This window comes from Sinorhizobium fredii NGR234 (assembly GCF_000018545.1).
Lineage (GTDB): Bacteria > Pseudomonadota > Alphaproteobacteria > Rhizobiales > Rhizobiaceae > Sinorhizobium > Sinorhizobium fredii_A.
The window spans coordinates 2,923,545-2,947,655 of record NC_012587.1 but is presented as its reverse complement, the minus strand read 5'-3'; the positions used below and the strand labels follow the sequence as shown (position 1 = coordinate 2,947,655).

Here is a 24,111-nt window from a genome sequence, read left to right as displayed (position 1 = left end):
TTGGATCAACCGCCGGATAGAAGGCTGGTCAACCCTTCCCAGACGAGTCTCGATCCGGCGATGAAAGCCATGGTGTACATGAAGGGGTAGAACACCTGCGGCTTCATGCGGCGGACGATCCAGGCGCCGCAGGCGGTCGCGACCATCGCCAGGGGAAAGAGTGTTGCCGATGTCATGAGGTTGCTGGTGTCGAGCTGCCCCAGCGCGAAATAGGGAATGAGCTTCACCGCATTGAGCGTCGCGAAGAAGCGCACGATGGTGCCGGTATATTCGCGCGGGTCGAGCTTCAGCGGCAGCGCGTAGATCTGGAACGGCGGCCCGCCGGCATGCGCGACGAAGCTGCCATATCCTGCGAAACCTCCCCACAGAGCGGCTGGGCCCAGACGATGCTGCTTCGGAAGGATTGCTGCGCCACTGCGGCTCCGCCAGACGGTATAGACGTAGCGCAGCACGAACACGACGGTGATGGCGCCGATGATCAGCCGCAGCGCATCGCGCGGCACATAGGCGGAGGTCGCCCAGCCGATGGCGATCCCGGCGAGCGCGCCGGGCAGCAGCATGGTAAGCGTCTTGCGGTCGCCGTGCTTGCGCCAGATCCACAGGGAAACGATGTCCATGGCGATGAGGATCGGCAGCAACAATGCCGCCGCCTGGACGGGCGAGACCGCCAGGGAGAGGATCGGAACGCCCATCAGCGACAGCGCCTCGCCCATGCCTCCCTTGCTGAGGCCAACGAGCAGCACTGCCGGAACGGCGACGAGATAGAAGTCGAGATCGGGGAGCATGGGCGGCGGTTGATCCTTTGGTCATCTCCGTCTATCGGTTTTCCCGAATGAAATCGAGTAGCGGATTTCCGCCCTCAAGCGGGCTTCGCCAGGAACGAACGATATGAGCAATACCGATAACCGCTGCCGCCTCGTGCTGATCGCACCCGACATGCCGGACCTTGCCGAACGCTCGAAAGTGCTCGCCGATGCCCTCAAGGGCGGCGATGTGGCATCCGTCATCGTCCCGCAATACGGCCTCAACGAGACGGATTTCCAAAAGCACGCCGAAGCGCTCGTACCAGTGATCCAGAAGGCGGGGGCGGCAGCGCTCATCGAGGGCGACACGCGCGTCGCCGGTCGTTCCAAGGCCGACGGCCTTCACATCGCCGCCGGCGCGGATGTGCTCGGAGAGGCGATCGAGCGGCATACGCCGAAGATGATCGTCGGCGGCGGCAATGCGACCGACCGCCACCATGCGCTCGAGATCGGCGAACTCCGGCCGGACTATGTGTTTTTCGGCCGCACCGACGGCGACATCAAGCCGGAAGCGCATCCGAAGAACCTGGCGCTCGCCGAGTGGTGGGCATCGATGATCGAAATTCCTTGCATCGTGATGGGCGGCACCGATCCGCAATCGGCCCTTGCGGTGGCCGAGACCGGCGCCGAGTTCGTTGCGCTTCGCCTCGCTGTCTTTGCCGAGCCGGGTCAGGCGCCCTCCGTGGTCGCCGCCGTCAACGCCTTGCTTGACGAAAAAGCGCCACGGTTTGAAGATTAGACGTGGCGATGCTGAGCCGATCCTTCCTCACATTGAGCCGGGCTGCGACCCTTGCCGTCGCCTTTGCGCTGGCCGCTTTTCCGGCGCTCGCCGAGCAGCCGCCCTCTCCCGCGCCGGCCGACGAGGGACTGGTCCCGAAGCGCGGCCGGATCACGCCCTATAACGGCGCAGCGCTGCCGGAGGGCGCCGAAAAGCCGGCGAAGAGCGATGAAAAGGCCAAGCCGAAGGCCGAGAAGCCGTCCGGTGGCGTCAACGTCATCGACCGCATGGGCGCCGAACTTCCGGCGCTTCCGGCGGAAAAACCGTTCGCCGGCAAGGTGGACGACGCTTACGGGGCCTTCCAGCGCGGCTTTTACCTGACGGCAATGGATCTCGCCCTGCCGCGCGCCCAGCTCGGCGATCCGGCGGCTCAGACGCTTGTCGCATCGATCCTCGAGCAGGGCCTCGGCGTCGCGCGCAATCCCAAGGATGCGGCCTTCTGGTATGGCCAGGCGGCCAATAACGGCGATCCGGCGGCGATGTTCAAATATGCGCTGATCCTGATGGAGGGGCGCTACGTCAAGCGCGACCGCAAGAGCGCCGATGAATTGATGAAAAAGGCCGCAGATCTCGGCAATGCGGCCGCCCAGTTCAACTATGGCCAGACGCTCGTTGCCGACGCTCCGGGCCAGAAGGGACTGAAGGCGGCAATGCCCTATTACGAGAAGGCGGCCGAACAGGGCATTGCCGACGCCCAGTACGCGCTCTCGCAGATCTATCTCAATGTCGAAGGCATCGACGACGGCAAGCGGGCGCGGGCGCGCGAATGGCTCGCCCGGGCGGCGCGCGCCGGTTATGACACGGCGCAGCTCGACATGGCGATCTGGCTGATCGAGGGGATCGGTGGCGACCGCAACCTCGACGGGGGTTTTGCCTGGATGAAGCGGGCCGCCGAGGGCGGTAATGTCGTCGCGCAGAACCGCCTTGCCCATCTCCTCGTCAATGCCATCGGCACACGACCCGATCCGATCGAGGCGGCGAAGTGGTACGTGCTGTCGCGCCGGGCCGGGCTCAAGGACGATGCGCTCGAGGATTTCTATCTCGGCCTCAACGACCAGCAGCAGAAATCGGCGCTCGCGGCGGCGAACAAGTTCCGCTCGTCCTGATCGCGTCGCGTCGCGATTCGACGGCGCCGTCTATTTCCCTTGAACTTTCGGGGATTTTGTGGTCTTGAAGCCGCGGTTTTGTCCGCGGCCCCAACATCCCGGCCGTGCGGACAGAGTGACTTCTCACTCGGTTTTTTGACGACGGTTGCGTCCCTTCGCCGACCCTTGCTGGGGCGAACCGTCAAGCAGGTTCAATGTCCGGTCGAGATGGCTCGGCCGGCCTTCGCTTTCAGAGGATTGCCCAATGGCCCGTTCTGCCCTTCTCAACGTCATGGTCCAGGCGGCCTTCAAGGCCGGCAAGTCGCTGGCGCGCGATTTCGGCGAAGTCCAGAACCTGCAGGTCTCCTTGAAGGGGCCGAGCGATTACGTTTCCCAGGCCGACCGCAAGGCCGAGCGGATCATCCGCGAGGAGCTCCTGAAGGCCCGCCCGACCTACGGCTTCCTCGGCGAGGAGGGCGAGGAGATCAAGGGCACCGACGGCGCCCATCGCTGGATCGTCGATCCCCTCGACGGCACCACCAATTTCCTCCACGGCTTGCCGCATTTCGCCATCTCGATCGCGCTGGAGCGCCAGGGCGAGATCGTCGGCGCGGTCGTCTTCAACCCGGCGACCGACGAACTTTACACGGCCGAGCGGGGCGGCGGCGCCTTCCTCAACGACCGGCGCCTGCGCGTCGGCGCCCGCAAGGCGCTGTCCGATGCGGTGGTTGCTACCGGCACGCCGCATCTCGGCCGCGGTAATCACGGCAAGTATCTCATCGAACTTCGCCACGTCATGGGCGAGGTCGCCGGCATTCGCCGCTTCGGCTCCGCCTCGCTCGATCTCGCCTACGTGGCGGCCGGGCGCTTCGACGGCTTCTGGGAGCGTGACCTTGCCGCCTGGGACATCGCCGCCGGAGTCCTGCTGATCCGCGAGGCCGGCGGCTGGGTGACCGACATCGACGGTGGATCGAAGCCCGTCGAAGACGGCTCGATCATCTGCGGCAACGAATATATCGCCAAGGCGCTGCGCGACGTCATCCATCGCCCTGTTCCGACAAAGTAGCCGATGGGCATGGCCACGGCCATCGCTTGAACGGCCGCGAAAGAGCGGGCGTCGCAGCGCCCGCGTTTCACCGTAACGCATTGGAATCGAACATATCCGTGCCTTGGTAGCGCGCCGGCCCGACGTCCCGGACGGGAGCCGCCGCATTCCTGCGCGGGACTTTCCGTTTTCCCTTCAATTTGGCGCAAAGTTCCACTAGTCTCCGGCCGATAGGGATGGTCTCCGGCCATCGGCGGCATCGTTCGGCCGAGATCACTATTGATTTCGAGAATGATCCGCTACTTCAAAGAGTTGCAGCAACAGCCGCTTGTGCACGCAGGCGCGCGACAGATGCCGCAAACCGGGAGATTGGCAAACGCATGACGAAACTGAATCTGTCCGGCTGGCGTGGGCAGGAAGTAGCGGAGGAGAACTACAATCCGCACAAGCTTTCGAGCCCGATGCCCTATTTCTGGACGATGGTCATCTTCCTGATCATCGTCGGTTTTGTCTCGGCGATCCTCTTCCGGCAGGCGCGTGAAGCTTTCGTCGGCAATCCCGGTCTCAACGGACTGATCCTCGGCGTGCTCCTGATCGGCATTCTCTTGGCGTTCAACCACGTGCTCGGCCTGAGGCCCGAGGTGCGCTGGTTCAACTCGTTCCGTGCCGCCGGCAGTGCCGACAAGGTGGGTCGCGATCCGGTACTGCTTGCGCCCATGCGCTCCCTGATCGGCGGGCGGCAGACGACGGCCATCTCGACGATCGCGCTCCGCTCGATCCTCGATTCCATCGCGACGCGCCTCGACGAGTCGCGCGACATCACCCGTTATCTCGCCGGCCTCCTCGTCTTTCTCGGCCTGCTCGGCACCTTCTGGGGCCTTCTCGGGACGATCGGCTCGATCAATACCGTCATCCAGTCGCTGGACGCCGGCTCCGGCACCACCGAGGACCTGCTGAGTTCGCTGAAGAGCGGCCTGTCGGCGCCGCTGACCGGCATGGGCACGGCCTTCTCGGCCTCGCTGTTCGGCCTCTCCGGATCGCTGATCCTCGGCTTCCTCGATCTCCAGGCGGGCCGCGCCCAGAACCGCTTCTACACGGAGCTTGAAAACTGGCTTTCATCGGTCACCGATGTCGGCTCCGGCTTTTCGTCACCGATCGAGACGGCCGGCGGCGCCCCCGCCGAGGAAATGCGGCGCGTCGCCGACCAGCTCTCCCGTCTCGCGCACGACGGAGGCGTCAACCAGCGCACGACGGCGGCGATGGCGAGCCTCGCCGAAGGCATCCAGGGTCTCGTCAAGAACATGCGTGGCGAGCAGCAGATGCTGCGCGACTGGATCGAGGCGCAGCAGGAGGAGGCCAAGTCGATGCGCAAGACGCTCGACCGGCTGACATCGCGCATCGGCCAGGCCGACCGTATCGCCGTGAACAGCGAGCGGACATCCGCGCAGGCGAAACTCAGTCACGCCGACGAAAGCGGGGGCGAGTAATCCATGGCGCTCGCCCGAAGGGGCCGCAATCCGCGGACGATCAACTACTGGCCGGGCTTCGTCGATGCGCTTTCGACCTTGCTGATGGCGATCATGTTCCTGCTCAGCGTCTTCGTCACGGCGCAGTTCCTGATGGGGCGGGAAATCACCGGCAAGGACGAGGTTCTGAACCGCCTGAACAGCCAGATCAACGAACTCACCCAGCTTCTGGCCCTTGAAAAGAGCGGCAAGCAGGACCTCGAGGATTCGCTCGCCAATCTCCAGGCCTCGCTTTCCCAGTCGGAAGGCGAGCGATCGCGCCTGCAGTCGCTGCTCGACCAGGGGGCCGGCAGCGCCGACGCGGCCAGCCAGAAAATCGGCCGGCTGGGTTCGGAGCTCGAAAACGAACGGCAGATCAGTTCGCGGGCGATGAGCCAGATCGAGCTTTTGAACCAGCAGATCGCCGCGCTGCGCAGCCAGATCGCCGCCATCGAGGGCGCGCTGCAGGCTTCCGAGGCCAAGGACCAGTCGTCGCAGGCCAAGATCGCCGATCTCGGCCGGCGACTGAACGTTGCGCTCGCCCAGCGCGTGCAGGAACTCAACCGCTATCGCTCGGACTTTTTCGGACGCCTGCGGGAAATCCTTTCGGATCGCGAGAACATCCGCATTGTCGGCGACCGCTTCGTCTTCCAGTCGGAAGTGTTGTTCTCCTCGGGCAGCAACGACCTGAACCCTGAAGGCCAGGGGGAGATGGCGAAGCTCGCCACGGCTCTGCTCGATCTCGCCAAGGAAATTCCGGCCGAGATCAACTGGGTGCTGCGCGTCGACGGCCACACGGACAACGTGCCGCTGTCCGGCACCGGCCGCTTCGCGGACAATTGGGAACTGTCGTCGGCGCGCGCCACGTCGGTCGTCAAGTTCCTGATCTCCAGGGGTGTACCAGCCGATCGCCTCGTGGCGGCCGGGTTCGGCGAATACCAGCCTATCGCGGTCGGCGAGAGCCTGGAGGCGCGGGCGCAAAATCGGCGCATCGAGCTCAAGCTGACCGAAAAATAGGCGGACACTCCCGCTTGAATTGACCTTGACGTGTGCGTAAGAGTCGTCGAGGGAGATTGGGGAGACACCGTTGATGGATTGCGATGTGCTGGTCATCGGCGCGGGCCTTGCCGGGCTCGTGGCGGCGTCCGAGGCGGCGGCGCTGGGCCGCAAGGTGATCGTTCTCGACCAGGAGGGGGAGCAGAATCTCGGCGGCCAGGCTTTCTGGTCGCTCGGCGGCCTCTTTTTCATCGACAGTCCCGAGCAGCGGCGCATGGGCATTCGCGACAGCCGTGACCTGGCCGGCCAGGACTGGATGGGGTCGTCGCAGTTCGACCGGCCCGAGGATCACTGGCCGCGCCTCTGGGCCGAGGCCTATCTCGATTTCGCTGCCGGCGAGAAACGACGCTGGCTGCATCGGCTCGGGCTGCGCTGGTTTCCGGTCGTCGGTTGGGCCGAGCGCGGCGGCGGCCTTGCGCATCGCCACGGCAATTCCGTTCCCCGCTTCCACGTCACCTGGGGCACCGGCCCGGCGGTGCTCGACCCCTTCATCCGGCTGACGCGGGAGGCGGAAAGCCGCGGTCTTGTCCGGTTCCGCTTCCGCCACCGCGTCGACGAGCTTGTCACCACCGACGGCGCCGTGAGCGGCGCCCGCGGCGCAATCCTCAAGGCGGATCCGGTCGGCCGCGGCGAGCGCAGTGCGCGGGAGGTGGCCGGCGACTTCGAGATTTCCGCCGGCGCGGTGATCGTCAGCTCGGGCGGCATCGGCGGCAATCACGAACTGGTGCGCCGCAACTGGCCGCGCAAGCGCCTCGGCCAGCCGCCGGCCTCGATGGTCAGCGGCGTGCCGCATCATGTCGACGGCCGGATGCTGGAGATCGCCGGCCGCGCCCGCGGCTCGGTCATCAACGCCGACCGCATGTGGCACTATACCGAAGGCCTCAGGAATTTCGAGCCGATCTGGCCGGATCATGGCATCCGTATCCTGCCGGGCCCGTCCTCCTTCTGGTGCGATGCCGACGGCAACCGCTTTTCGGCGCCGGCCATGCCGGGCTTCGATACGCTCGGGACCCTGGCGGCGATCCGCGAGAGCGGCCACGACTATAGCTGGTTCATCCTGACGCGGGCGATCATCAAGAAGGAGTTTGCCCTTTCCGGATCCGAGCAGAATCCAGATCTGACCGGCAAGAGCATCGCGCTTCTCCTGAGGCGGCTCGGCGCCAAGCCGCCCGGCCCGGTGCAGGCCTTCATGGAAAAGGGCGAGGATTTCATCGTCAAGGATCGGCTGGAGGATCTCGTCGAGGCGATGAACCGGCTGACCGGCGAGAACCGCCTTTCGGTGAACCATCTCAAGGGGCAGATCGAGGCGCGCGACCGGGAGATCGACAATCCGTTTTCCAAGGATGCGCAGGTTACCGCCATCCGCGGTGCCCGCGCCTATCGCGGCGACCGGTTGCTTCGCACCGCCAAGCCGCATCGTCTGCTCGACCCGAAGGCCGGGCCGCTGATCGCGGTGCGATTGCACATCCTGACGCGCAAGACACTCGGCGGGCTGCAGACCAATTTGTCCGGCCAGGTGCTGGAACTTTCCGGCGAGCCGGTGCCGGGTCTTTATGCGGCCGGCGAAGTGGCCGGCTTCGGCGGCGGCGGCATGCACGGCTACAACGCCCTCGAAGGCACCTTCCTGGGTGGCTGCATCTTTTCCGGCCGTGCCGCGGGGCGGGGCGCGGCCGGGGAGGTTTGAGGCACGGCGTTGCTATCGTAGGGGACTTCCGATCCTCACTGCCGGCCTCTTCCTCAGGGGATGGTGGCAATACGGTGCCGCGAGTCCCCTTCGCCCCGCTTGCGGGGAGAAGGGGCCGGTAGGCGGATGAGGGGCAAACGCCAGTCTCTCGTCAATCCATCTGCACGTTCGCGTCGCGCACGACCGGCGTCCACTTTGCCAACTCTGCTTTCACATGGGCAGCGAGCTCTTCGGGCGTCGAGCCGACGATCTTGGCGCTGAACTCCCCCATGCGCTTTTTGACCGCCGGATCGGCGAGAGCCTTGTTGGCCGCCTCGTTGAGGCGAGCAATCACCGGCTGAGGCGTATCGGCCGGGGCGAAGAGGGCGTTCCAGGTATAGGTCTCGTAGCCGGGAATGCCGGACTCGGCGATGGTCGGCACGTCCGGGAAGGAGGGGGCGCGTTCAGCCGTCGTCACGGCGAGCGCCCTCAGCGTCCCGGCCTTAATGTGGCTCGACGACGAGGGCAGGTTGTCGAACATGATCGGCACCTGGTTGCCGATGACGTCGTTCAGCGCCGGGCCGGAGCCCTTGTAGGGAATGTGCTGCATCTGGACGCCGGCCATCGTCTTGAAGAGTTCGCCGGAAAGATGCAGCGGCGTGCCATTGCCGGAGGATGCGTAGCTGTACTGGTCGGGCGACGCCTTCAGCAGCGCCAGCAGTTCCTGCACCGACTTGGCAGGCAGTTCCGGATTGACGACCAGCACGTTCGGCACGATGACCAGCAGCGAGACCGGCGCGAAATCCTTCTCGGGATCGTAGGGCTTGGTCTTCAGGATCAGCGGATTGAGGGCGTGGGTTGCGACCGTGGCCATCAGGATCGTGTAGCCGTCCGGATCGGCGCGCGCCACATTGGACGCTCCGAGGTTGCCGCCGGCGCCTGCGACGTTCTGCACGACGATCTGCTGACCGAGATCCTCGGACATCTTCTGGGCGATGATCCGCGCCACCACGTCGGTCGAGCCGCCGGCGGCGAAGGGGACCACGAGCGTTATCGTCCGGTCCGGAAAGCTTTGCGCCTGCACCGGGCTGCCGAGTGTCATCGCGGAAAGCGTGGCGATGCCGAAGGCAAGGGCGGCGCGGCGGGTCATGCTGAGAAATGGCATACGGATATCCTCCCAATCTTGTCGACGGCGCTGCCGGCAACAGCCGGCCTCCTTACAATAGGGCCGTGGTTGCCGCGGGCAACGGCGGATCGACAAACAATCTCATCCGACGAGCGAGTGGTTAACGCTCCGGTCCTAGATCACGATGATTTTAGGTCGGATCGACCTAGAATAATGAACGTGATCGATTCTAATAGGTTAGAGCGGGATGCGGGCGGAAAACCGCGCACACTTTTCCTCATCCCGCTCTAGAGCTGGGATGCGACGAACAGGCCTTCCGCCCCATGATCGAACTGGAGCCGGGCGAGCTTGGCATAGAGGCCACCGTGGCGGATCAGCGAGGCGTGGGTGCCTTCCTCGACGATGCGGCCATGATCCATGACGAGGATGCGGTCGGCCTTCAGCACCGTTGCCAGCCGATGCGCGATGACGAGCGTCGTGCGCTCGCGCATCAGACCGTCGAGCGCCTTCTGCACCAGGGTCTCGCTCTCCGCGTCGAGAGCCGATGTCGCCTCGTCGAGGAGCAGGATCGGAGCGTTCCTGAGGATCGCCCGGGCAATCGCGATGCGCTGGCGCTGACCGCCGGAAAGCGTCACGCCGCGCTCGCCGACCAGCGTGTCGTAGCCCCGATCGAGCTTTGCGATGAATTCATCGGCCTGCGCTGCAATCGCCGCCGCCCGCACCGCCTCGCGACTCGCCTCCGGGGCGCTGAAGGCGATGTTGTCATGCACCGAGGCGGCGAAGATCGTCACATCCTGCGGGACGATCGCGATCCGGTCGCGCAGATCCTTCGGATCGACGCTGCGGATGTCCACGCCGTCGATCAGGACGGCTCCGCTGATCGGGTCATAATAGCGCAGCAGCATCGAGAAGACGGTGCTCTTGCCGGCGCCGGAAGGGCCGACGATGGCGACGGTCTCGCCCGGCTGCACTGCCAGGGTCAGGCCCTTGAGGCTCTTGTAGTCGGGTCGCGCCGGATAGGCGAAATGCACGTCATCGAAAGCGATCGCTCCCCGGGCTGGAACAGCCATTGCAACGGGATGCTCGGGCGCGCGGATCTGCGGGACTTCGCTCAGCAGTTCGTTGAGGCGCTCGGCGGCGCCTGCCGCCTGCGAGAGTTCGCCCCAGACCTCCGAGAGCGCTCCGAGACTGCCGGCGGCAAAAACCGAATAGAGCAGGAACTGGCTGAGTGTGCCGGCGGAAAGCGTTCCGTTGAGGACGTCGCGGGCGCCGAACCACAGCACGGCGACGACGCTGCCGAACACCATCGTGATGGCAAAGGCGGTCAGCGCAGAGCGTGCCCGGATCGCGGCGCGCGCAGCACCGTAGGCTTCCTCTACTGCCGCGCCGAAACGGCGGTTGGCGCTCTCCTCGCCGTTGAAGGCCTGCACCGTGCGGGTGGCCCCGATCGCCTCGCCGGCATAGGCGGAGGCGGCGGCGAGCGTATCCTGCGCCTCGCGGGAGCGGCGGCGGACGGAGCGGCCGAAGCCGACCAGCGGGAAGACGATAAGCGGAATGGCGGCGATGACCAGGCTCGACAGTTTCGGGCTGGTGTAGACCATCATGCCGATGGCGCCGAGACAGAGGATCAGATTGCGCAGCGCGACGGAGGCCGTGGCGCCGACCGCCGACTTGATCTGTGTGGTATCGGCGGTCAGGCGCGATACGATCTCGCCGGATTGGTTGACGTCGAAGAAGGAGGCGGAAAGCCCCGTCACCCGGGCGAAGACGTCGCGCCTGAGATCGGCGACGATGCGCTCGCCGAGTGAGATCACGAAATAGTAGCGGGCGGCGCTTGCCAAAGCGAGGACGATCGCCAGCACCATCAGCATGGTGAAATAGGTGTTGATGAAGGCGGAATCGGAGTTGGAGAAGCCGTGGTCGATCATCCGGCGGACCGCCAGCGGCAGCGTCAGCGTGGTGACGGCGGCAACCGTCAGCGCGATGGCGGCGCCGATCGCAAAGCGGCGGTATCGCCTGACATAGGGCAGCACGGCTGCAAGCGGCCGGACGGACTTGCGCTCGCGCGCTTGGTTCTCTTGTCTTGGCACGTGATCCCCGATCGCCTGTCACGGAGGGTCGATTAGTCTTCCGCGCGGCACTTGTTATCCCGCGGACCTTCATGTATAGGCACGGCATCGAATTAAAGAAGCCGTGGCCGAGAGCGGTCCGCGGCTTCATTTACGTGTTCGGTCCCAAAGTCGCAATGCCTTGCGACAATTGGACCCTGGAACTCTAGGAAGATTGTTATGAAGGCAGGCATCCATCCCGAATACCACACGATCAAGGTGGTCATGACCGACGGCACCGAATACGAAACCCGCTCGACCTGGGGTTCGGAAGGCGCAACCATGCACCTTGAAATCGACTCGAAGTCGCACCCGGCCTGGACCGGCGGCAACCAGCAGCTCGTCGACCGCGGCGGCCGCGTTTCGAAGTTCAAGAAGCGCTTCGAAGGCCTCGGCCTCTAAGTTCTCGCCATACGGCATTTATGAAGCCCGGCCTTGCCGGGCTTTTTTGTTGTCTGTGACGGCATTCAGCAGTCCAGCCGGCCTATCGCGTAGTACACGGTGAAGGCAATAGCGATCCTGGCGTCGGGGTCTCTCGGGTTCCCGGTCCGGTTTCACTCAGCGAACGTCGGTCGGCAAGATGTCAGACGGGCAGGTTGTGAATTCGGGCGTCCGTTCATGGATCCTCGGGTCAAGCCCGAGGATGACATCGGGGGGGAGTCGGCCGTCAGGATTATGCAGGGGCGACGATGTCTGGGGGGAATCGGACGATGTCGAGCGAGGCGATCGAACGCCGCCCGTCCTCTCGGCGCCCTTCTTGACTTTGATGCCTTCCAAGGGCGTCATCCTCGGGCTTGACCCAAGGGCTTGACCCGAGGATCCTCTTTGCACGGTCTCGCAAAAGGCATGGAACAGGCCTGAAAAAACCCGGCGCGAGGCCGGGCTTCCAACTTCATCGTGATCGCTGTCGGCGTCAGTTGCTGCCGAAGGCGGTCTGCAGCAGCTTGATCTGCGCCTTGACGCCGTTCTGGTTGTCCGGAACGAAGGTCGTCGCTTCCTGCGGCCGGTAGATCTCGCGATCGAGAAGCGCGACGCGGTTCTGCAGGCGGAGCGAGCGTTCGATCAACTCGCGGAACGAGTCCGGCAGCTCGTTCCAGCCGGGCGCGCTGCGGTCGACGTTGAAGCTGTCGAGGCGAACCTTGCTCTTTTCCGACATGACCTGCTCGCGGCTCATTTCGCCGTTGTTGACGGCGCGCTGCAGGAGAAGCCAGGAAGCCATCTGCATCAGCCGCGTGGTCAGCCGCATCGACTCGGCGGCGTAAAGCACCGAGGCCATGCGCGGCAGAACTTTGGAGGCGGTCCGGCCAGGTCCGTCGAGATAGCCCGCCGTCTCCTCGACAAGGCCCATCCCCTCCGCATAGAGCGCCTTGAACTGCGCCGAGGACGCAGCATGTCCTGCGAAACTGACGGTATTCAATCCTCTCTCGGACATGGCCTGTCTTTCCTGGTTCAAAACGCATCACGGTCAGGTAACGAAGTGGCCTTGGGAAAAGTTTCCTTGCCGCCCCTCTATGCCCGAAGAATGATCTGATACCGCATTCCGCGCAAGGGTATTCTTAAGAAAGGGTTAATCTCCACAATTCTTTGAATTCAGCTGTCGCGAAACAAAAAAAGAGCCGCGCGGGGCGGCTCTCAAGGTAAAACAGGGAGAAAATCAGACCCATTCGCCAGTTGGTGAAAATGTCTGAGTCCGGAAGGACCGGATGACCGGACTATTACAGAAAATGCCTAATATCCCGTTAAGCGGGGTCCATTCGGCACGGCCGGTTTGGCGTCTGCATCAACGGAACAACCCTTCAGCAGCCGAGCGGCTCGCCGATTTGCGGGCGCGCTCCGCTTCCAGTCGGGCGATTTCTTCCGTCAACAGCGCGATACGAGCGGTGAGCTCGTCGACGGAGAGCAGCGAAAGGTCGCTGCCGATCTCGTGCGCGGTCTTCTTCTTCGGTTGATCGTCGTCAAACAGGCTCATTGGCTCTCTCCTCCTCTTCGGGGTCGTCGACGATGTCTCCTCGCGCCTCCTCAAGCGGGGCCGCGCGCGGGGAGAGCTGCAGGCTTTCCGGCGTCGTCGGCGCACCGGCATTGACCGGCGAGAAGGTCTCGCGCTCGGCGACCGGGACCGGTGCGCGCCGGCGGCTGCGGATGATCGCGTAAGCGGTGATCAGCATATGCGCGCAGGCGGTGATCATGAAGAGGCCATAGGGGCCCGTCGCGGTCATCACCGGTCCGCCGATCGTCGGGCCGATGATCGTGCCGATGCCGTATAGCAGCAGCAAGCCGCCCGAAACCTTGACGAAATCCTCGGCCGTGGCGAAGTCGTTGGCGTGCGAGACGGCGATCGGATAGAGCGCGTTGGCGGCGGCGCCGTAGACGGCGATCAGCGTCAGCACGATCCAGACCTGGCCCGGCTCGACGAGGAAGAGGAGGAGTCCCGCCAGGGCGCCGACGCCGGCCAGCACGGCGAGCACGTAACGGCGATCGACCCGGTCGGAAATGCGGCCGGCGGGCAGTTGCATGACCGCCCCGGAGAAGATCGCGACGCTCATCATCGCTGCGACGGTGCTGTCGGATAGGCCCGCCTGGCGGCCGAAAACGGCGCCGAGGGTGCCGAAGGCACCGTTGGCGATGCCGATCAGCAGGATGCCGAGAAAGGAAACCGGCGAGTTGCGATAAAGGCCGCGAAGGTCGAGCCGGACCTGTTTCAGCGGCGTGGGCGAGGCGGCCTTGGACAAGAGCGTCGGCAACATCGCGACACAGTAGAGAATGCCGCAGATCATGAAGAAGAAGGTGGTGCCCGTTTCGCCGAACGGAATCATCATCTGGCCGCCGACGACGCCGAAGAGCGTGATGGCGATATAGAGGGAGAAGATAACGCCGCGGCTTTCATTCGTGGCGCGTTCGTTCAGCCAGCTTTCGATGATCATCGACGTGCCGGCGGTCGAGAAACCCGTCAGCGCGCGCAAGGCCAACCACCAGATGGGGTCGATCATCATGCCCGTCAAAAGAGAAACGATTGCAATCAGGGCAGTGAAGACGCTGAAGGCCCGCACGTGCCCGATTCGCTTGACGACATTGGGGGCGAAGAAGCAGCCGAGCACGAAGCCCGAAGCCCAGGACGTGCCAATCAGGCCGAGAATCGTGGTCGGGTATCCTTCCGCCGTGCCGCGCACCGGCAGGAGCAGACCGAGCAGACCGTTTCCGAGAAAGAGGAACAGAGTGCCGAGCAACAGCGCGGCGACGGGGAGCAGGTTGTTTCTCATCGTCCATCCGAAATCGTTCTGCGACCGGCAAGTCGTGGCAGCGCGGTGGTGCCGTGCCAATCGGAATCGCTACCGCCGGTCATTGCAAATCGGCGGCGAAAACAATAGCCCTCTATGCGACGAAAAGTGACGGCCGTATGACGTTGCAACCGAGGCCGTGAATTTCTCCGGAATAAATGAATGTCGAAGACACTGACGCTTCTCCTCATCCTCGCCATGTGTCTGCAGCTCATCAAGCCGCTTGGATATCCCGGCCTCAGGCAGCGCCGGGACTTCTGGAAGATCGCCGTCTTCGCCATCGCCGTCATGATGGTCACGGTGTTCATCCGGCTCTAATCGCAGGCGGTCGCGCAGCAACTCCTTCCCGCGGATATCACATGCGCATGGAATGCGCGACCGTCCGACGTTCCCTTAGAAACAGCTAACTTTGCAGGGTGGGGCTATAGTTACGGCCAAAATCCCCGAAGTCTGCGCACGACATGCAGTCAAGAAAAGGTTAAATTACCGTGCTCGGCCACAAGATGAAAATCGAGGCTCTCTTGGAACGCCGCCTGACCGCCATTCTCGCTGCCGATGTCGTGGGCTACAGCCGTCTGATGGGAACCGACGAGGCGGGGACGCTGGCCACGCTGAAACTGCATCGACGCGAGTGCCTGGAGCCGAAGATCGCCGAACACAAGGGGCGCATCGTCAAGCTGTCCGCCGACGGCATGCTCATAGAATTCTCGAGCGTCGTGAATGCGGTTGCCTGCGCAGCTGAGATCCAGCGCGGCATGCTCGCCCGCAACGAGGGCCTGCCGAGGAGCAGGCGTGTCGAGCTCCGGATCGGCATCCATCTCGGCGACGTGATCGTGGAGGAAGGCGATATCTTCGGGGACGGCGTCAACGTTGCGGCCCGGCTCGAGGGGCTTGCCGATCCGTCCGGCATTGCGGTGTCCTCGTCGGTGCGCGATCAGGTCGGCTCAAGGCTCGATCTCGGCTTCGTCGACAAGGGCGAGTACAGCCTCAAGAACATCGCTCCGAACATCCGCGTCTATACGGTGGCGCTCGGCGATGCGGCTGCCCGGCAGGAGCCGGAGGCGTCTGACGCGACCCTCGAGACCGGCTACGAGCTGTCGATCGGCGTGCTGCCGTTCACAAATATGAGCCACGATCCCGAGCAGGAATATTTTTCCGACGGAATCACCGAGGACATCATCACCGACCTGTCGAAGATCTCGCGCCTGCATGTCGTCGCCCGCAACACCGTCTTCACCTATAAGGGCAAGGCGGTGAAGGTTAAGCAGATCGCCCAGGAACTCGGCGTCCGCTTCATCCTGGAAGGCAGCGTGCGCAAGGTGGGCGAACGCGTCCGCATCACCGGCCAGCTCATCGATGCGCACACCGGCGGACATCTATGGGCCGATCGCTACGATCGCGACCTCACCGACATCTTCGCCATTCAGGACGAGATCACCCATGCGATCGTCGACCAGCTGAGGATCAAGCTGCTGCCGGAGGAAAAAAAGGCGATCGAGAGCGATCCGACCACCTCCGTGGAGGCCTATACCTACTATCTGCGCGGTCGGCAGTTTTCGCATACCTGGACACGGCCCTACCTGCTGCTTGCGCGCCGGATGTTCCTGAAGGCCGTCGAGCTCGATGCGAATTATGCCCGCGCCTATGCAGGCATAGCCGAATGCGAATGTGCGATCCGGGATTGGCACGAAAAGGATTTTCCGCTCGAGAGCATATTCGACATGAGCGCCAAGGCGCTGGCCCTCGATCCGAATCTGGCGGAGGCGCATGCCTCCCGCGGACTGGCATTGACCCACAATGGCCAAACGGAGGAAGCCGGCCGCGAGTTCCGTCAGGCGCTGGCGCTGAGCCCTTCGCTCTATGAGGCGAATTTGTATTATGGCCGCTTCCTGTTTGCACAGGGTCGTTTTCAGGAGGCGGTGCAGTTCTTCAAACGCGCCGCCGAAATCCGGCCCGACGACTATTTCTCGCCGATTCATTTGTTGAACTGCTATCTCTCGCTCGGCGTGGACTCCGAGCGCCAGCGCTGGGCGCGGATCGGCATCGAGCGGGCGAAAGCCGCGCTGGAGCGGCACCCGGAAAACGCCAGCCCGGCCCATCGCGGTGCATTGGCGCTCGCGCATTTGGGCGAAGGCGACCGCGCCAAGGAATGGGCGGCGCGAGCGCTGGCGATCGATCCGGACGATATCGTCGCCCAATACAACGCGGCCTGTGTCCATTCCTTGTTGGGGGAGAACGAGCGTGCGCTCGATCTCCTCGAAGCCGTCGTCCCGCAGAGCTCCAGCTATCACCTCCTCTGGTTCAAGCAGGACTCCGATCTGGATCCGATTCGCGATCATCCCCGATTTCGGGCGCTTCTCGCGTCGATGAAGGATTGCACGCCCGAGACGCGCTGATCCGGCGGGCCTCGACGCTCAGGCTTCGATCGATCCGCGCATCACCGCCACGCAATTGCCCGAAACGCTGACCTCGCGGACCGTGCCGCCTTTCTTTCTGACGGCGACATCTATGAGGCTGCGGCGGCCCATCTCGACGCCCTGCTCGATGGCAAGCTCAATATCGGCATCGGCCTGCGGCAGAAGCGAAACCAGATAGGCGCCGAGTGCCGCCGAGGCGCTACCGGTCGCCGGGTCCTCGATGACGTTGTCGAGCGGCGCGAACATGCGGGCCCGGATCTGCCAGGGGCGCTCGGGCGTGCGGGCATAGAGAAACAGGCTGAAACTGTCGTCGGCAAGTGGGTAGCGGGCATCCGCGTCATGGAAGGCGCTGACGTTGGGCCGGGCCTTTGACAGGGCATCGACATCCTTGAGTTCGGCAACGGCAAAGGCGAGGCCGACTGACACGCGGACCGGCGGATGAGTGCGTTCGGTTGCGTCCTCCGGCTCGAGCGAGGCGCAGGCGGCGACGGTCGCAGCGTCGATGACGGGTCCGACGCTGAGCGGCCGGGGAGCGACGATACGCGCTCCGGTGATGGTGCCGTCTTTCCTGAGGAGGGTGACCTCGACCAGACCCGCCTTCTCCTCGAAACGCAACGTGTCGCCCGGCTTCCTGCCGAAGATCTCCTGCTGCCGGCCGAGCACGAAGGCGGTGCCGACATTCGGGTGTCCGGCAAAGGGAATTTCGGCGGTCGGCGTGAAGATGCGCACGCGGGCGGTGTTCGCGGGATCGTCGGGCGGCAGGACGAAGGTGGATTCCGAATAGCCGAACTCGGCGGCAATCGCCTGCATCTCATCGTCGCTCAAGCCCCGTGCGTCCGGGATGACGGCAAGCTGGTTGCCGGCAAAGCGCTCGGCGGTGAAGACGTCGACGGTGACATAGGAGACAGTGTTCATGGGAGCCCCTGGCAATCCGAGTTGCCCGAGATGTAAGATCGTTGCCGCCCCGCCCGAAACAGCAAACTTGTCTCCCTGACAATTGACCCCTTTGAAATCAAAGGCCCGGTGACATCGCTGCCACCGGGCCTTCTCCTCGCTCCCCTTTTAATATCGGCCTACTCAGGCGGCTTGCTCGAGATCCTTCTTCCAGCTTCCCTTGGCGGCGAGGCTGCACATCTTGGCGCGATGGGTGAAGGCGCGCTGGCCGGCGGCGACGTTCTCCGGCTTGCCGTTCCAGGCGTTGAGCGCTTCCTGCTGCAGGGCGCGGCCATAGGAGAAGGTCAGCTTCCAGGGCAGGTCGTGGACCGTGTTCATGGCGGAGAGATGCGCGGTCGCCTCCTCCGTCGACTGGCCGCCGGACAGGAAGGCGATGCCCGGCACGGCGGCCGGCACGGTGCGCTTCAGCACCTTGACGGTGCGCTCGGCCACCTCTTCCACCGAGGCCTTGCGGGTCTTCTTGCCGTCGATCACCATGCTCGGCTTCAGGATCATGCCTTCGAGCTTCACACGCAGGTCGCCGAGTTCCTCGAAGACGGTGCGAAGTACCCATTCGGTTACTTCTTCGGACCGATCGATCGAGTGGTCGCCCGGAGCGCCGTCCATCAATACTTCCGGCTCGACGATCGGGACGATCCCGGCCTCCTGGCAGAGCGTCGCGTAGCGGGCCAGAGCATGGGCGTTGGCCTTGATTGCGCCGAAGCTCGGCAGGGTGCCGGAGATGGCGATGACACCGCGCCACTTGGCGAAGCGGGCACCGGCTTCGTAGTATTTGGCGAGGCGGGCGGCGAGGCCGTCGAGGCCCTCGGTGATCGTCTCATTGGGGAAATGCGGCAGCGGCTTGGCGCCGGTGTCGACCTTGATGCCGGGGATCGAGCCGGCGCTCTTGATGATGTCGACGAGCGGCGTGCCGTCGGCCGCCTTCTGGAACAGGGTTTCCTCGTAAAGGATGACGCCGGAGACATAGTTGCGCATCGCTTCGTCCGAGCGCAGCAGCATCTCGCGATAGTCGCGGCGCGAGTCCTCGGTGGACTCCAGCCCAATGCTGTCGAAGCGCTTCTTGATCGTTGCGGTCGACTCGTCGGCAGCGAGCAGGCCCCGGCCGTTGGCGACCATGGCAACCGCAATATCTTCCAGTCTTTCGCTCATCTTTTTCTCCTACACACAGCGCCGACCCAGGCGGAGCGGCGCAAGAAACCGTTTCGGTCTGAGGGCGCGAGAGACATACTTCGCGCCGCCGAAGGGCAGGGGCGCGATAACAGAAGATAGTGTGCGGGAAAATGGCAGTAAAATCGACTAAAACGATTTAAAAAAATTTAATCGTTTGAAATATCATTATTATTTTGAGCGCCGACCCGGGCGTATCCGTTTGCGCGGGTCGGCGAACTTGCTGTTACTTCTGTTTGTGGAGGATATCGACGCCCGGGAGCGGCTTACCCTCCATCCATTCGAGGAAGGCGCCGCCGGCCGTCGAGACATAGGTGAAATCGTCGGCGACCTCGGCGTGGTTGAGGGCGGCCACCGTATCGCCGCCGCCGGCGACCGAGACGAGCGAACCTTGGCGGGTCCGGGCGGCCGCGTGCTTGGCCGCCGCCACCGTCGCCTTGTCGAAGGGCGCGATTTCAAAGGCCCCGAGCGGACCGTTCCAGACGAGCGTCTCGGCACGCGAGATCCAGTCGTTGATGGCGGCGACGGATTTCGGCCCGACGTCGAGGACCATGGCGTCGGCCGGGATCGCCTTGATGTCGACGACCGCGTTGTCGGCGCCGGCCTTGAACTCGCGAGCAACGACGCCGTCTTCCGGAAGCACGATGGCGCAACCGGCCGCGGCCGCCGCGGCGATGATCGACTTTGCCGTTTCGGCAAGATCGTGCTCGCAGAGCGACTTGCCGACGTCGACGCCTTGTGCGGCCAGGAAGGTGTTGGCCATGCCGCCGCCGATGACCAACGCGTCGACCTTCTTCACGAGGTTCTGCAGGAGGTCGATCTTGGTCGACACCTTGGCGCCGCCGACGATCGCGACGACCGGCCGCTTCGGATTGCCGAGGCCCTTTTCGAGTGCCTCGAGTTCGGCTTGCATGGTGCGGCCGGCATAGGCGGGGAGATGCTGCGCCAGACCCTCGGTCGAGGCATGGGCGCGATGCGCGGCCGAGAAGGCGTCGTTGACATAGAGGTCGCCATTGGCGGCCAGTGCCGTGACGAAGGCCGGATCGTTCTTTTCCTCGCCCTTGTGGAAGCGGGTGTTTTCAAGCAGCAGCACGTCGCCGTCATTCATCTCGGCAATCGCGTTGGCGGCCTTGTCGCCGATGCAGTCGGCGGCGAAGTGGACACGTTGGTCGAGGATTTCCTCGACGGCAGGGGCGATCGCCTTCAGCGACATATCGGCGACCGGCTCGCCCTTCGGACGGCCGAAATGGGCAAGCAGGATGATCTTGGCGCCCTTTTCGGAGAGTTCGCGGATGGTCGGCGCCACGCGCTCGATGCGGGTGGTGTCGGTCACCTGCCCGTCCTTGACCGGAACGTTGAGATCGACGCGCACCAGCACGCGCTTGCCGGCGATGTCGGTCAGATCGTCAAGGGTCTTGAAAGTCATCAGTTCGTCTCCAGTGATAGTCTCTGAAACAGGGTGGGATAGTCGATGACGAGGCCGTCCTCGTCCACCGGCAGGTCAGCGGTGAAGCTGCGGTCCTCCGCCTGGTAGCGATAGAGCTTGCCGTCCTCGAGGCAGGTGTAGTGCTGACCGTCGACAGTCGGCTCGAAGCTGTCGAACGGCACGTAGAGCATCTTGAGTTTGGCGGTGCCGGACGCACGCGTGAGGTCCATACGGCGGATCGGCAGCGTATTGGTGAATGGCGTGCCGGCGAGGTCGATGTCGATGCAGCCGTCGAAGCGGGGGAGGGCGACGCCCTCGGCCGTGCGCCAATGGCCGGTGCCGTCGGAAAGAAGGTGTAGCCGGCGCGCGTCCGTCGTCTCGATGACGAAGGACGTGACGCGCCAGCCGGCATCGCAATCGATGCGGTAGCGGACCCCGTAGGGAGCCCCGCCGCGCTCGCCGATCAGAACGCTTTCGGCGCGGATCGCCGCGCCGACGGATGCATCGAGAGGTCGGATCGTCAGATGTTCGAGCCCTTCCCCCTCGAGCGGACGCCAGCGCACCGTCGTTGAGGAAAGGGCCCGGAACATGGTCTTAGATGAGCTTGCTGAGGGCGACCGCCGTATCGGACATGCGGTTCGAGAAGCCCCATTCGTTGTCGTACCAGGTGAGGATCGACACGAACTTGCCTTCCATCACCTTGGTCTGGTCCATGTGGAAGACCGAGGAATGCGGATCATGGTTGAAGTCGATCGAGACATTCGGGGCGAGCGTATAGCCGAGAATACCCTTCAGCGGGCCGTCGGCGGCTGCCTTGATCGCCGCGTTGATCTCTTCCTTGGTGGTGTCGCGCTTGGCGACGAACTTGAGGTCGACGACCGAGACGTTCGGGGTCGGCACGCGCATGGCGAAGCCGTCGAGCTTGCCCTTGAGCTCCGGCAGCACGAGGCCGACGGCCTTGGCTGCACCGGTCGAGGTCGGGATCATCGACAGCGCCGCAGCACGGGCGCGGTAGAGGTCCTTGTGCATCTGGTCGAGCGACGGCTGGTCGTTCGTGTAGGAGTGAATCGTCGTCATCATGCCATGGTCGATGCCGATGGCGTCGTTCAGCACCTTGGCGACCGGTGCAAGGCAGTTGGTCGTGCAGGATGCGTTGGAGATGACGAGGTGATCCTTCGTCAGCTTGTCGTGGTTGACGCCGTAGACGACGGTCAGGTCGGCACCGTCGGCCGGTGCCGAGACGATGACGCGCTTGGCGCCGGCTTCGAGATGGGCGGCTGCCTTGTCGCGCGCGGTGAAGATGCCGGTGCATTCCATCGCGATGTCGACGCCGAGGTCCTTGTGCGGCAGTTCAGCCGGATTGCGGACGGCGGTCACCTTGATCGGCTTGCCATTGTTGATGACGATCGTGTCGCCTTCGACCTTCACGTCGGCCGGGAAGCGGCCGTGGATGGAATCGAAGCGCAGCAGGTGGGCGTTGGTCTCGACCGGGCCGAGGTCGTTGATCGCGACGACTTCGATATCCGTGCGGCCGGATTCGACGATGGCGCGAAGCACGTTGCGGCCGATGCGACCGAAACCGTTGATGGCGACTTTCACTGTCATGTCGGGTCTCTCCCTATCAGGATGGCGTGGGTAAACGAATGGACGGCGCCACCAGGGCGCCCTCCGGCTTGATCAGGACAGCTTGGCTTCGGCGGCCGCGACAACCGCTTCCGGCGTGATGCCGAAGTGCTTGTAGAGCTCCTTGTAGGGACCGGAGGCACCGAAGCTCGACATGCCGACGAAGGTGCCGTCGCTGCCGATGATATGGTCCCAGCCCTGGCGGACGCCGGCTTCGATGGCGATCTTGACCGGCGACTTGCCGATGACCGCCTGCTGATAGTCGTCGCTCTGCTCGGCGAAAAGCTCGATGCAGGGCACGGAAACGACACGCGTCGAGATGCCCTTCTCCGTCAGCGCCTGGCTTGCCTTGACGGCGATTTCGACTTCCGAGCCGGTGGCGAAGATCGTCACCTTGGCGTCGCTCGCCGGGATCAGGTCATAGGCGCCGCGGGCGCAGAGGTTCACTTCCTTGTATTCGGTGCGCACCGCCATGAGGTTCTGGCGCGTCAGCGCGATGGCGGACGGGCGCTTCTTGCTCTCAAGCGCCAGCTGCCAGCATTCGGCCGTTTCGGTCGCGTCGGCCGGGCGGAACACCAGGAGGTTGGGGATGGCGCGCAGGGCGGCCAGATGCTCGACCGGCTGGTGCGTCGGACCATCCTCGCCGAGACCGATGGAGTCGTGGGTGAGCACGTGAATGACGCGGATGCCCATCAGGGCGGCGAGGCGGATCGACGGACGGCAATAGTCCGAGAAGATCAGGAAGCCGCCGGAATAGGGGATCACGCCGCCGTGCAGCGCCATGCCGTTCATGGCGGCGGCCATGCCGTGCTCGCGGACGCCGTAGTGGACGTAGCGGCCGGAGAAATTGTCCGGCGTGATCGAATGGGTCTGGCTCGTCTTGGTGTTGTTGGAACCGGTCAGGTCGGCCGAGCCGCCGATCGTCTCGTTGAGTACGCCGTTGATGACTTCCAGCGCATCCTCGGAAGCCTTGCGGGTCGCCGGCGACGGCTTCGTCTCGGCGAGCTTCTGCTTGTAGGCGCTGATTGCCGGGGCGAGGCCGGCCTCGAGTTCGCCGGAGAAACGGCGCACGAATTCGGCCTTCTTCTCGGCAGTTTGGAGGGTTTCTTCCCATGCCTTGCGGGTTTCCGCCGAGCGTTGGCCGGCAAGACGCCAGGCGTCGAGCACGTCGGCCGGAACGGTGAAGGCCTCGGCTTCCCAGCCGAGCGCCTTGCGGGTCGCGGCGATTTCCTCGGCGCCGAGCGGCGAGCCATGCACCTTGTGGGTGCCGGCCTTGTTCGGGGCGCCGAAGCCGATGACGGTCTTGCAGGCGATCATCGTCGGCTTGTCGGACTTCTGCGCTTCCTCGATCGCGGCGGCGATCGCCTCCGGATCATGGCCGTCGACGGCGATGGTGTGCCATTTGGAGGCACGGAAGCGGGCATGCTGGTCGGTCGAGTCGGCGATCGAGATCGGTCCGTCGATCGAGATGTTGTTGTCGTCCCAGAAGACGATGAGCTTGTTGAGCTTCAGATGGCCGGCAAGCGCGATCGCCTCCTGGCTGATGCCTTCCATCAGGCAGCCGTCGCCGGCGATCACATAGGTGTAGTGCTCGATCAGGTCGCTGCCGAACTCGTCGCGCAGCTTGCGCTCGGCGAGCGCCATGCCGACGGCGTTGGCAATGCCCTGGCCGAGCGGGCCGGTCGTCGTCTCGATGCCGGCGGCATGGCCGTATTCCGGATGGCCCGCCGTCTTCGAGCCGAGCTGGCGGAAATTCCTGATCTCGTCGATGGTGATGTCTTCGTAGCCGGTCAAATAGAGCAGCGAATAGAGCAGCATCGAGCCGTGGCCGGCCGACAGCACGAAGCGGTCGCGGTTCGGCCAGGCGGGGTTCTTCGGGTCGAAGCTGAGGTAACGAGTGAAGAGGACCGTTGCTATGTCGGCCGCGCCCATCGGGAGACCTGGGTGGCCGGAATTTGCCTTCTCGACGGCGTCCATGGAGAGGAAACGGATTGCATTCGCCATCCGGTCGTGTTTTTCGCGAGAGATCATGACTGTTCCGTTTGAGTTCGGTGGTCAGGGGACGGTCTCTATCCTCCAA

General features: G+C 64.2%; 21 protein-coding genes. 9 read left to right on the top strand and 12 right to left on the bottom strand.

The genetic code is table 11. The annotated features are described in order from the left end of the window. Positions 1 to 5: 5 nt before the first annotated feature. Entirely contained in the window at positions 6 to 785 is a 780-nt protein-coding gene (locus NGR_RS25280; protein ID WP_012709328.1) for a sulfite exporter TauE/SafE family protein, read from the bottom strand. A gap of 103 nt (positions 786 to 888) precedes the next feature. Between NGR_RS25280 and NGR_RS25275 the strand changes: the two genes are divergently transcribed. The 6 genes from NGR_RS25275 (at position 889) to NGR_RS25250 (ending at position 7,956) form a co-directional block, all read left to right on the top strand. Further along, on the top strand, positions 889 to 1,542 hold the full coding sequence (locus tag NGR_RS25275; RefSeq protein WP_012709327.1) for a thiamine phosphate synthase: 654 nt from the start codon (positions 889 to 891) through the stop codon (positions 1,540 to 1,542). A gap of 8 nt (positions 1,543 to 1,550) precedes the next feature. Further along, on the top strand, positions 1,551 to 2,687 hold the full coding sequence (locus tag NGR_RS25270) for a tetratricopeptide repeat protein (protein ID WP_012709326.1): 1,137 nt from the start codon (positions 1,551 to 1,553) through the stop codon (positions 2,685 to 2,687). A gap of 244 nt (positions 2,688 to 2,931) precedes the next feature. After that, positions 2,932 to 3,732 carry an inositol monophosphatase family protein gene (locus tag NGR_RS25265; RefSeq protein ID WP_012709325.1) on the top strand — a complete coding sequence of 267 codons (801 nt, stop codon included), beginning with the start codon at positions 2,932 to 2,934 and terminating at the stop codon, positions 3,730 to 3,732. Between the two features lie 359 nt (positions 3,733 to 4,091). Beyond that, positions 4,092 to 5,198 (top strand): MotA/TolQ/ExbB proton channel family protein, encoded by a 1,107-nt coding sequence (locus NGR_RS25260; protein WP_012709324.1) that lies wholly within the window; start codon positions 4,092 to 4,094, stop codon positions 5,196 to 5,198. Between the two features lie 3 nt (positions 5,199 to 5,201). Further along, positions 5,202 to 6,233 (top strand): peptidoglycan -binding protein, encoded by a 1,032-nt coding sequence (locus NGR_RS25255; protein WP_012709323.1) that lies wholly within the window; start codon positions 5,202 to 5,204, stop codon positions 6,231 to 6,233. A gap of 73 nt (positions 6,234 to 6,306) precedes the next feature. Then, the gene (locus NGR_RS25250; protein ID WP_012709322.1) at positions 6,307 to 7,956 is read left to right on the top strand and encodes an FAD-binding dehydrogenase; all 1,650 of its coding nucleotides are present in this window, start codon (positions 6,307 to 6,309) and stop codon (positions 7,954 to 7,956) included. Between the two features lie 151 nt (positions 7,957 to 8,107). On the opposite strand, the gene NGR_RS25245 is transcribed toward NGR_RS25250, so the two are convergent. Beyond that, positions 8,108 to 9,100: a Bug family tripartite tricarboxylate transporter substrate binding protein gene (locus tag NGR_RS25245; protein ID WP_012709321.1), complete on the bottom strand. Its 993-nt coding sequence runs from the start codon at positions 9,098 to 9,100 to the stop codon at positions 8,108 to 8,110. A 248-nt stretch (positions 9,101 to 9,348) separates the two neighbouring features. Continuing rightward, the gene (locus NGR_RS25240) at positions 9,349 to 11,151 is read right to left on the bottom strand and encodes an ABC transporter transmembrane domain-containing protein (protein ID WP_012709320.1); all 1,803 of its coding nucleotides are present in this window, start codon (positions 11,149 to 11,151) and stop codon (positions 9,349 to 9,351) included. A 198-nt stretch (positions 11,152 to 11,349) separates the two neighbouring features. On the opposite strand from NGR_RS25240, the gene rpmE reads away from it, so the two are divergent. Next, complete coding sequence (gene rpmE / locus NGR_RS25235) at positions 11,350 to 11,571, top strand: 50S ribosomal protein L31 (RefSeq protein WP_012709319.1); 222 nt, start codon at positions 11,350 to 11,352, stop codon at positions 11,569 to 11,571. Positions 11,572 to 12,082: 511 nt separating this feature from the next. Here the strand turns inward: rpmE and NGR_RS25230 are convergent. The 3 genes from NGR_RS25230 to NGR_RS25220 form a co-directional block, all read right to left on the bottom strand. Further along, complete coding sequence (locus NGR_RS25230; RefSeq protein WP_012709318.1) at positions 12,083 to 12,601, bottom strand: DUF1465 family protein; 519 nt, start codon at positions 12,599 to 12,601, stop codon at positions 12,083 to 12,085. Between the two features lie 348 nt (positions 12,602 to 12,949). After that, on the bottom strand, positions 12,950 to 13,138 hold the full coding sequence (locus NGR_RS25225; RefSeq protein ID WP_012709317.1) for a DUF1192 domain-containing protein: 189 nt from the start codon (positions 13,136 to 13,138) through the stop codon (positions 12,950 to 12,952). Continuing rightward, positions 13,125 to 14,426 (bottom strand): MFS transporter, encoded by a 1,302-nt coding sequence (locus NGR_RS25220; RefSeq protein WP_012709316.1) that lies wholly within the window; start codon positions 14,424 to 14,426, stop codon positions 13,125 to 13,127. The genes NGR_RS25225 and NGR_RS25220 overlap by 14 nt, the downstream gene beginning before the upstream one ends. Positions 14,427 to 14,606: 180 nt before the next feature. Here NGR_RS25220 and NGR_RS32450 point away from each other — a divergent pair, with 180 nt between their 5' ends. Beyond that, positions 14,607 to 14,762: a hypothetical protein gene (locus tag NGR_RS32450; protein WP_012709315.1), complete on the top strand. Its 156-nt coding sequence runs from the start codon at positions 14,607 to 14,609 to the stop codon at positions 14,760 to 14,762. A 185-nt stretch (positions 14,763 to 14,947) separates the two neighbouring features. Beyond that, complete coding sequence (locus NGR_RS25215) at positions 14,948 to 16,840, top strand: TPR end-of-group domain-containing protein (protein ID WP_240545172.1); 1,893 nt, start codon at positions 14,948 to 14,950, stop codon at positions 16,838 to 16,840. An 18-nt stretch (positions 16,841 to 16,858) separates the two neighbouring features. On the opposite strand, the gene NGR_RS25210 is transcribed toward NGR_RS25215, so the two are convergent. The 6 genes from NGR_RS25210 to tkt form a co-directional block, all read right to left on the bottom strand. After that, positions 16,859 to 17,776, bottom strand: a complete 918-nt coding sequence (locus NGR_RS25210) for a PhzF family phenazine biosynthesis protein (protein WP_012709313.1) — start codon at positions 17,774 to 17,776, stop codon at positions 16,859 to 16,861. Between the two features lie 162 nt (positions 17,777 to 17,938). Further along, positions 17,939 to 18,964, bottom strand: a complete 1,026-nt coding sequence (locus NGR_RS25205) for a class I fructose-bisphosphate aldolase (RefSeq protein ID WP_012709312.1) — start codon at positions 18,962 to 18,964, stop codon at positions 17,939 to 17,941. Positions 18,965 to 19,208: 244 nt separating this feature from the next. Continuing rightward, positions 19,209 to 20,408 carry a phosphoglycerate kinase gene (locus NGR_RS25200; protein ID WP_012709311.1) on the bottom strand — a complete coding sequence of 400 codons (1,200 nt, stop codon included), beginning with the start codon at positions 20,406 to 20,408 and terminating at the stop codon, positions 19,209 to 19,211. Continuing rightward, the gene (locus NGR_RS25195; protein WP_012709310.1) at positions 20,408 to 20,998 is read right to left on the bottom strand and encodes a putative glycolipid-binding domain-containing protein; all 591 of its coding nucleotides are present in this window, start codon (positions 20,996 to 20,998) and stop codon (positions 20,408 to 20,410) included. The genes NGR_RS25200 and NGR_RS25195 overlap by 1 nt, the downstream gene beginning before the upstream one ends. Before the next feature lie 4 nt (positions 20,999 to 21,002). Next, positions 21,003 to 22,013, bottom strand: a complete 1,011-nt coding sequence (gene gap / locus NGR_RS25190) for a type I glyceraldehyde-3-phosphate dehydrogenase (RefSeq protein ID WP_012709309.1) — start codon at positions 22,011 to 22,013, stop codon at positions 21,003 to 21,005. A gap of 72 nt (positions 22,014 to 22,085) precedes the next feature. Further along, positions 22,086 to 24,062 (bottom strand): transketolase, encoded by a 1,977-nt coding sequence (gene tkt, locus NGR_RS25185; protein ID WP_012709308.1) that lies wholly within the window; start codon positions 24,060 to 24,062, stop codon positions 22,086 to 22,088. Positions 24,063 to 24,111: the final 49 nt, after the last annotated feature.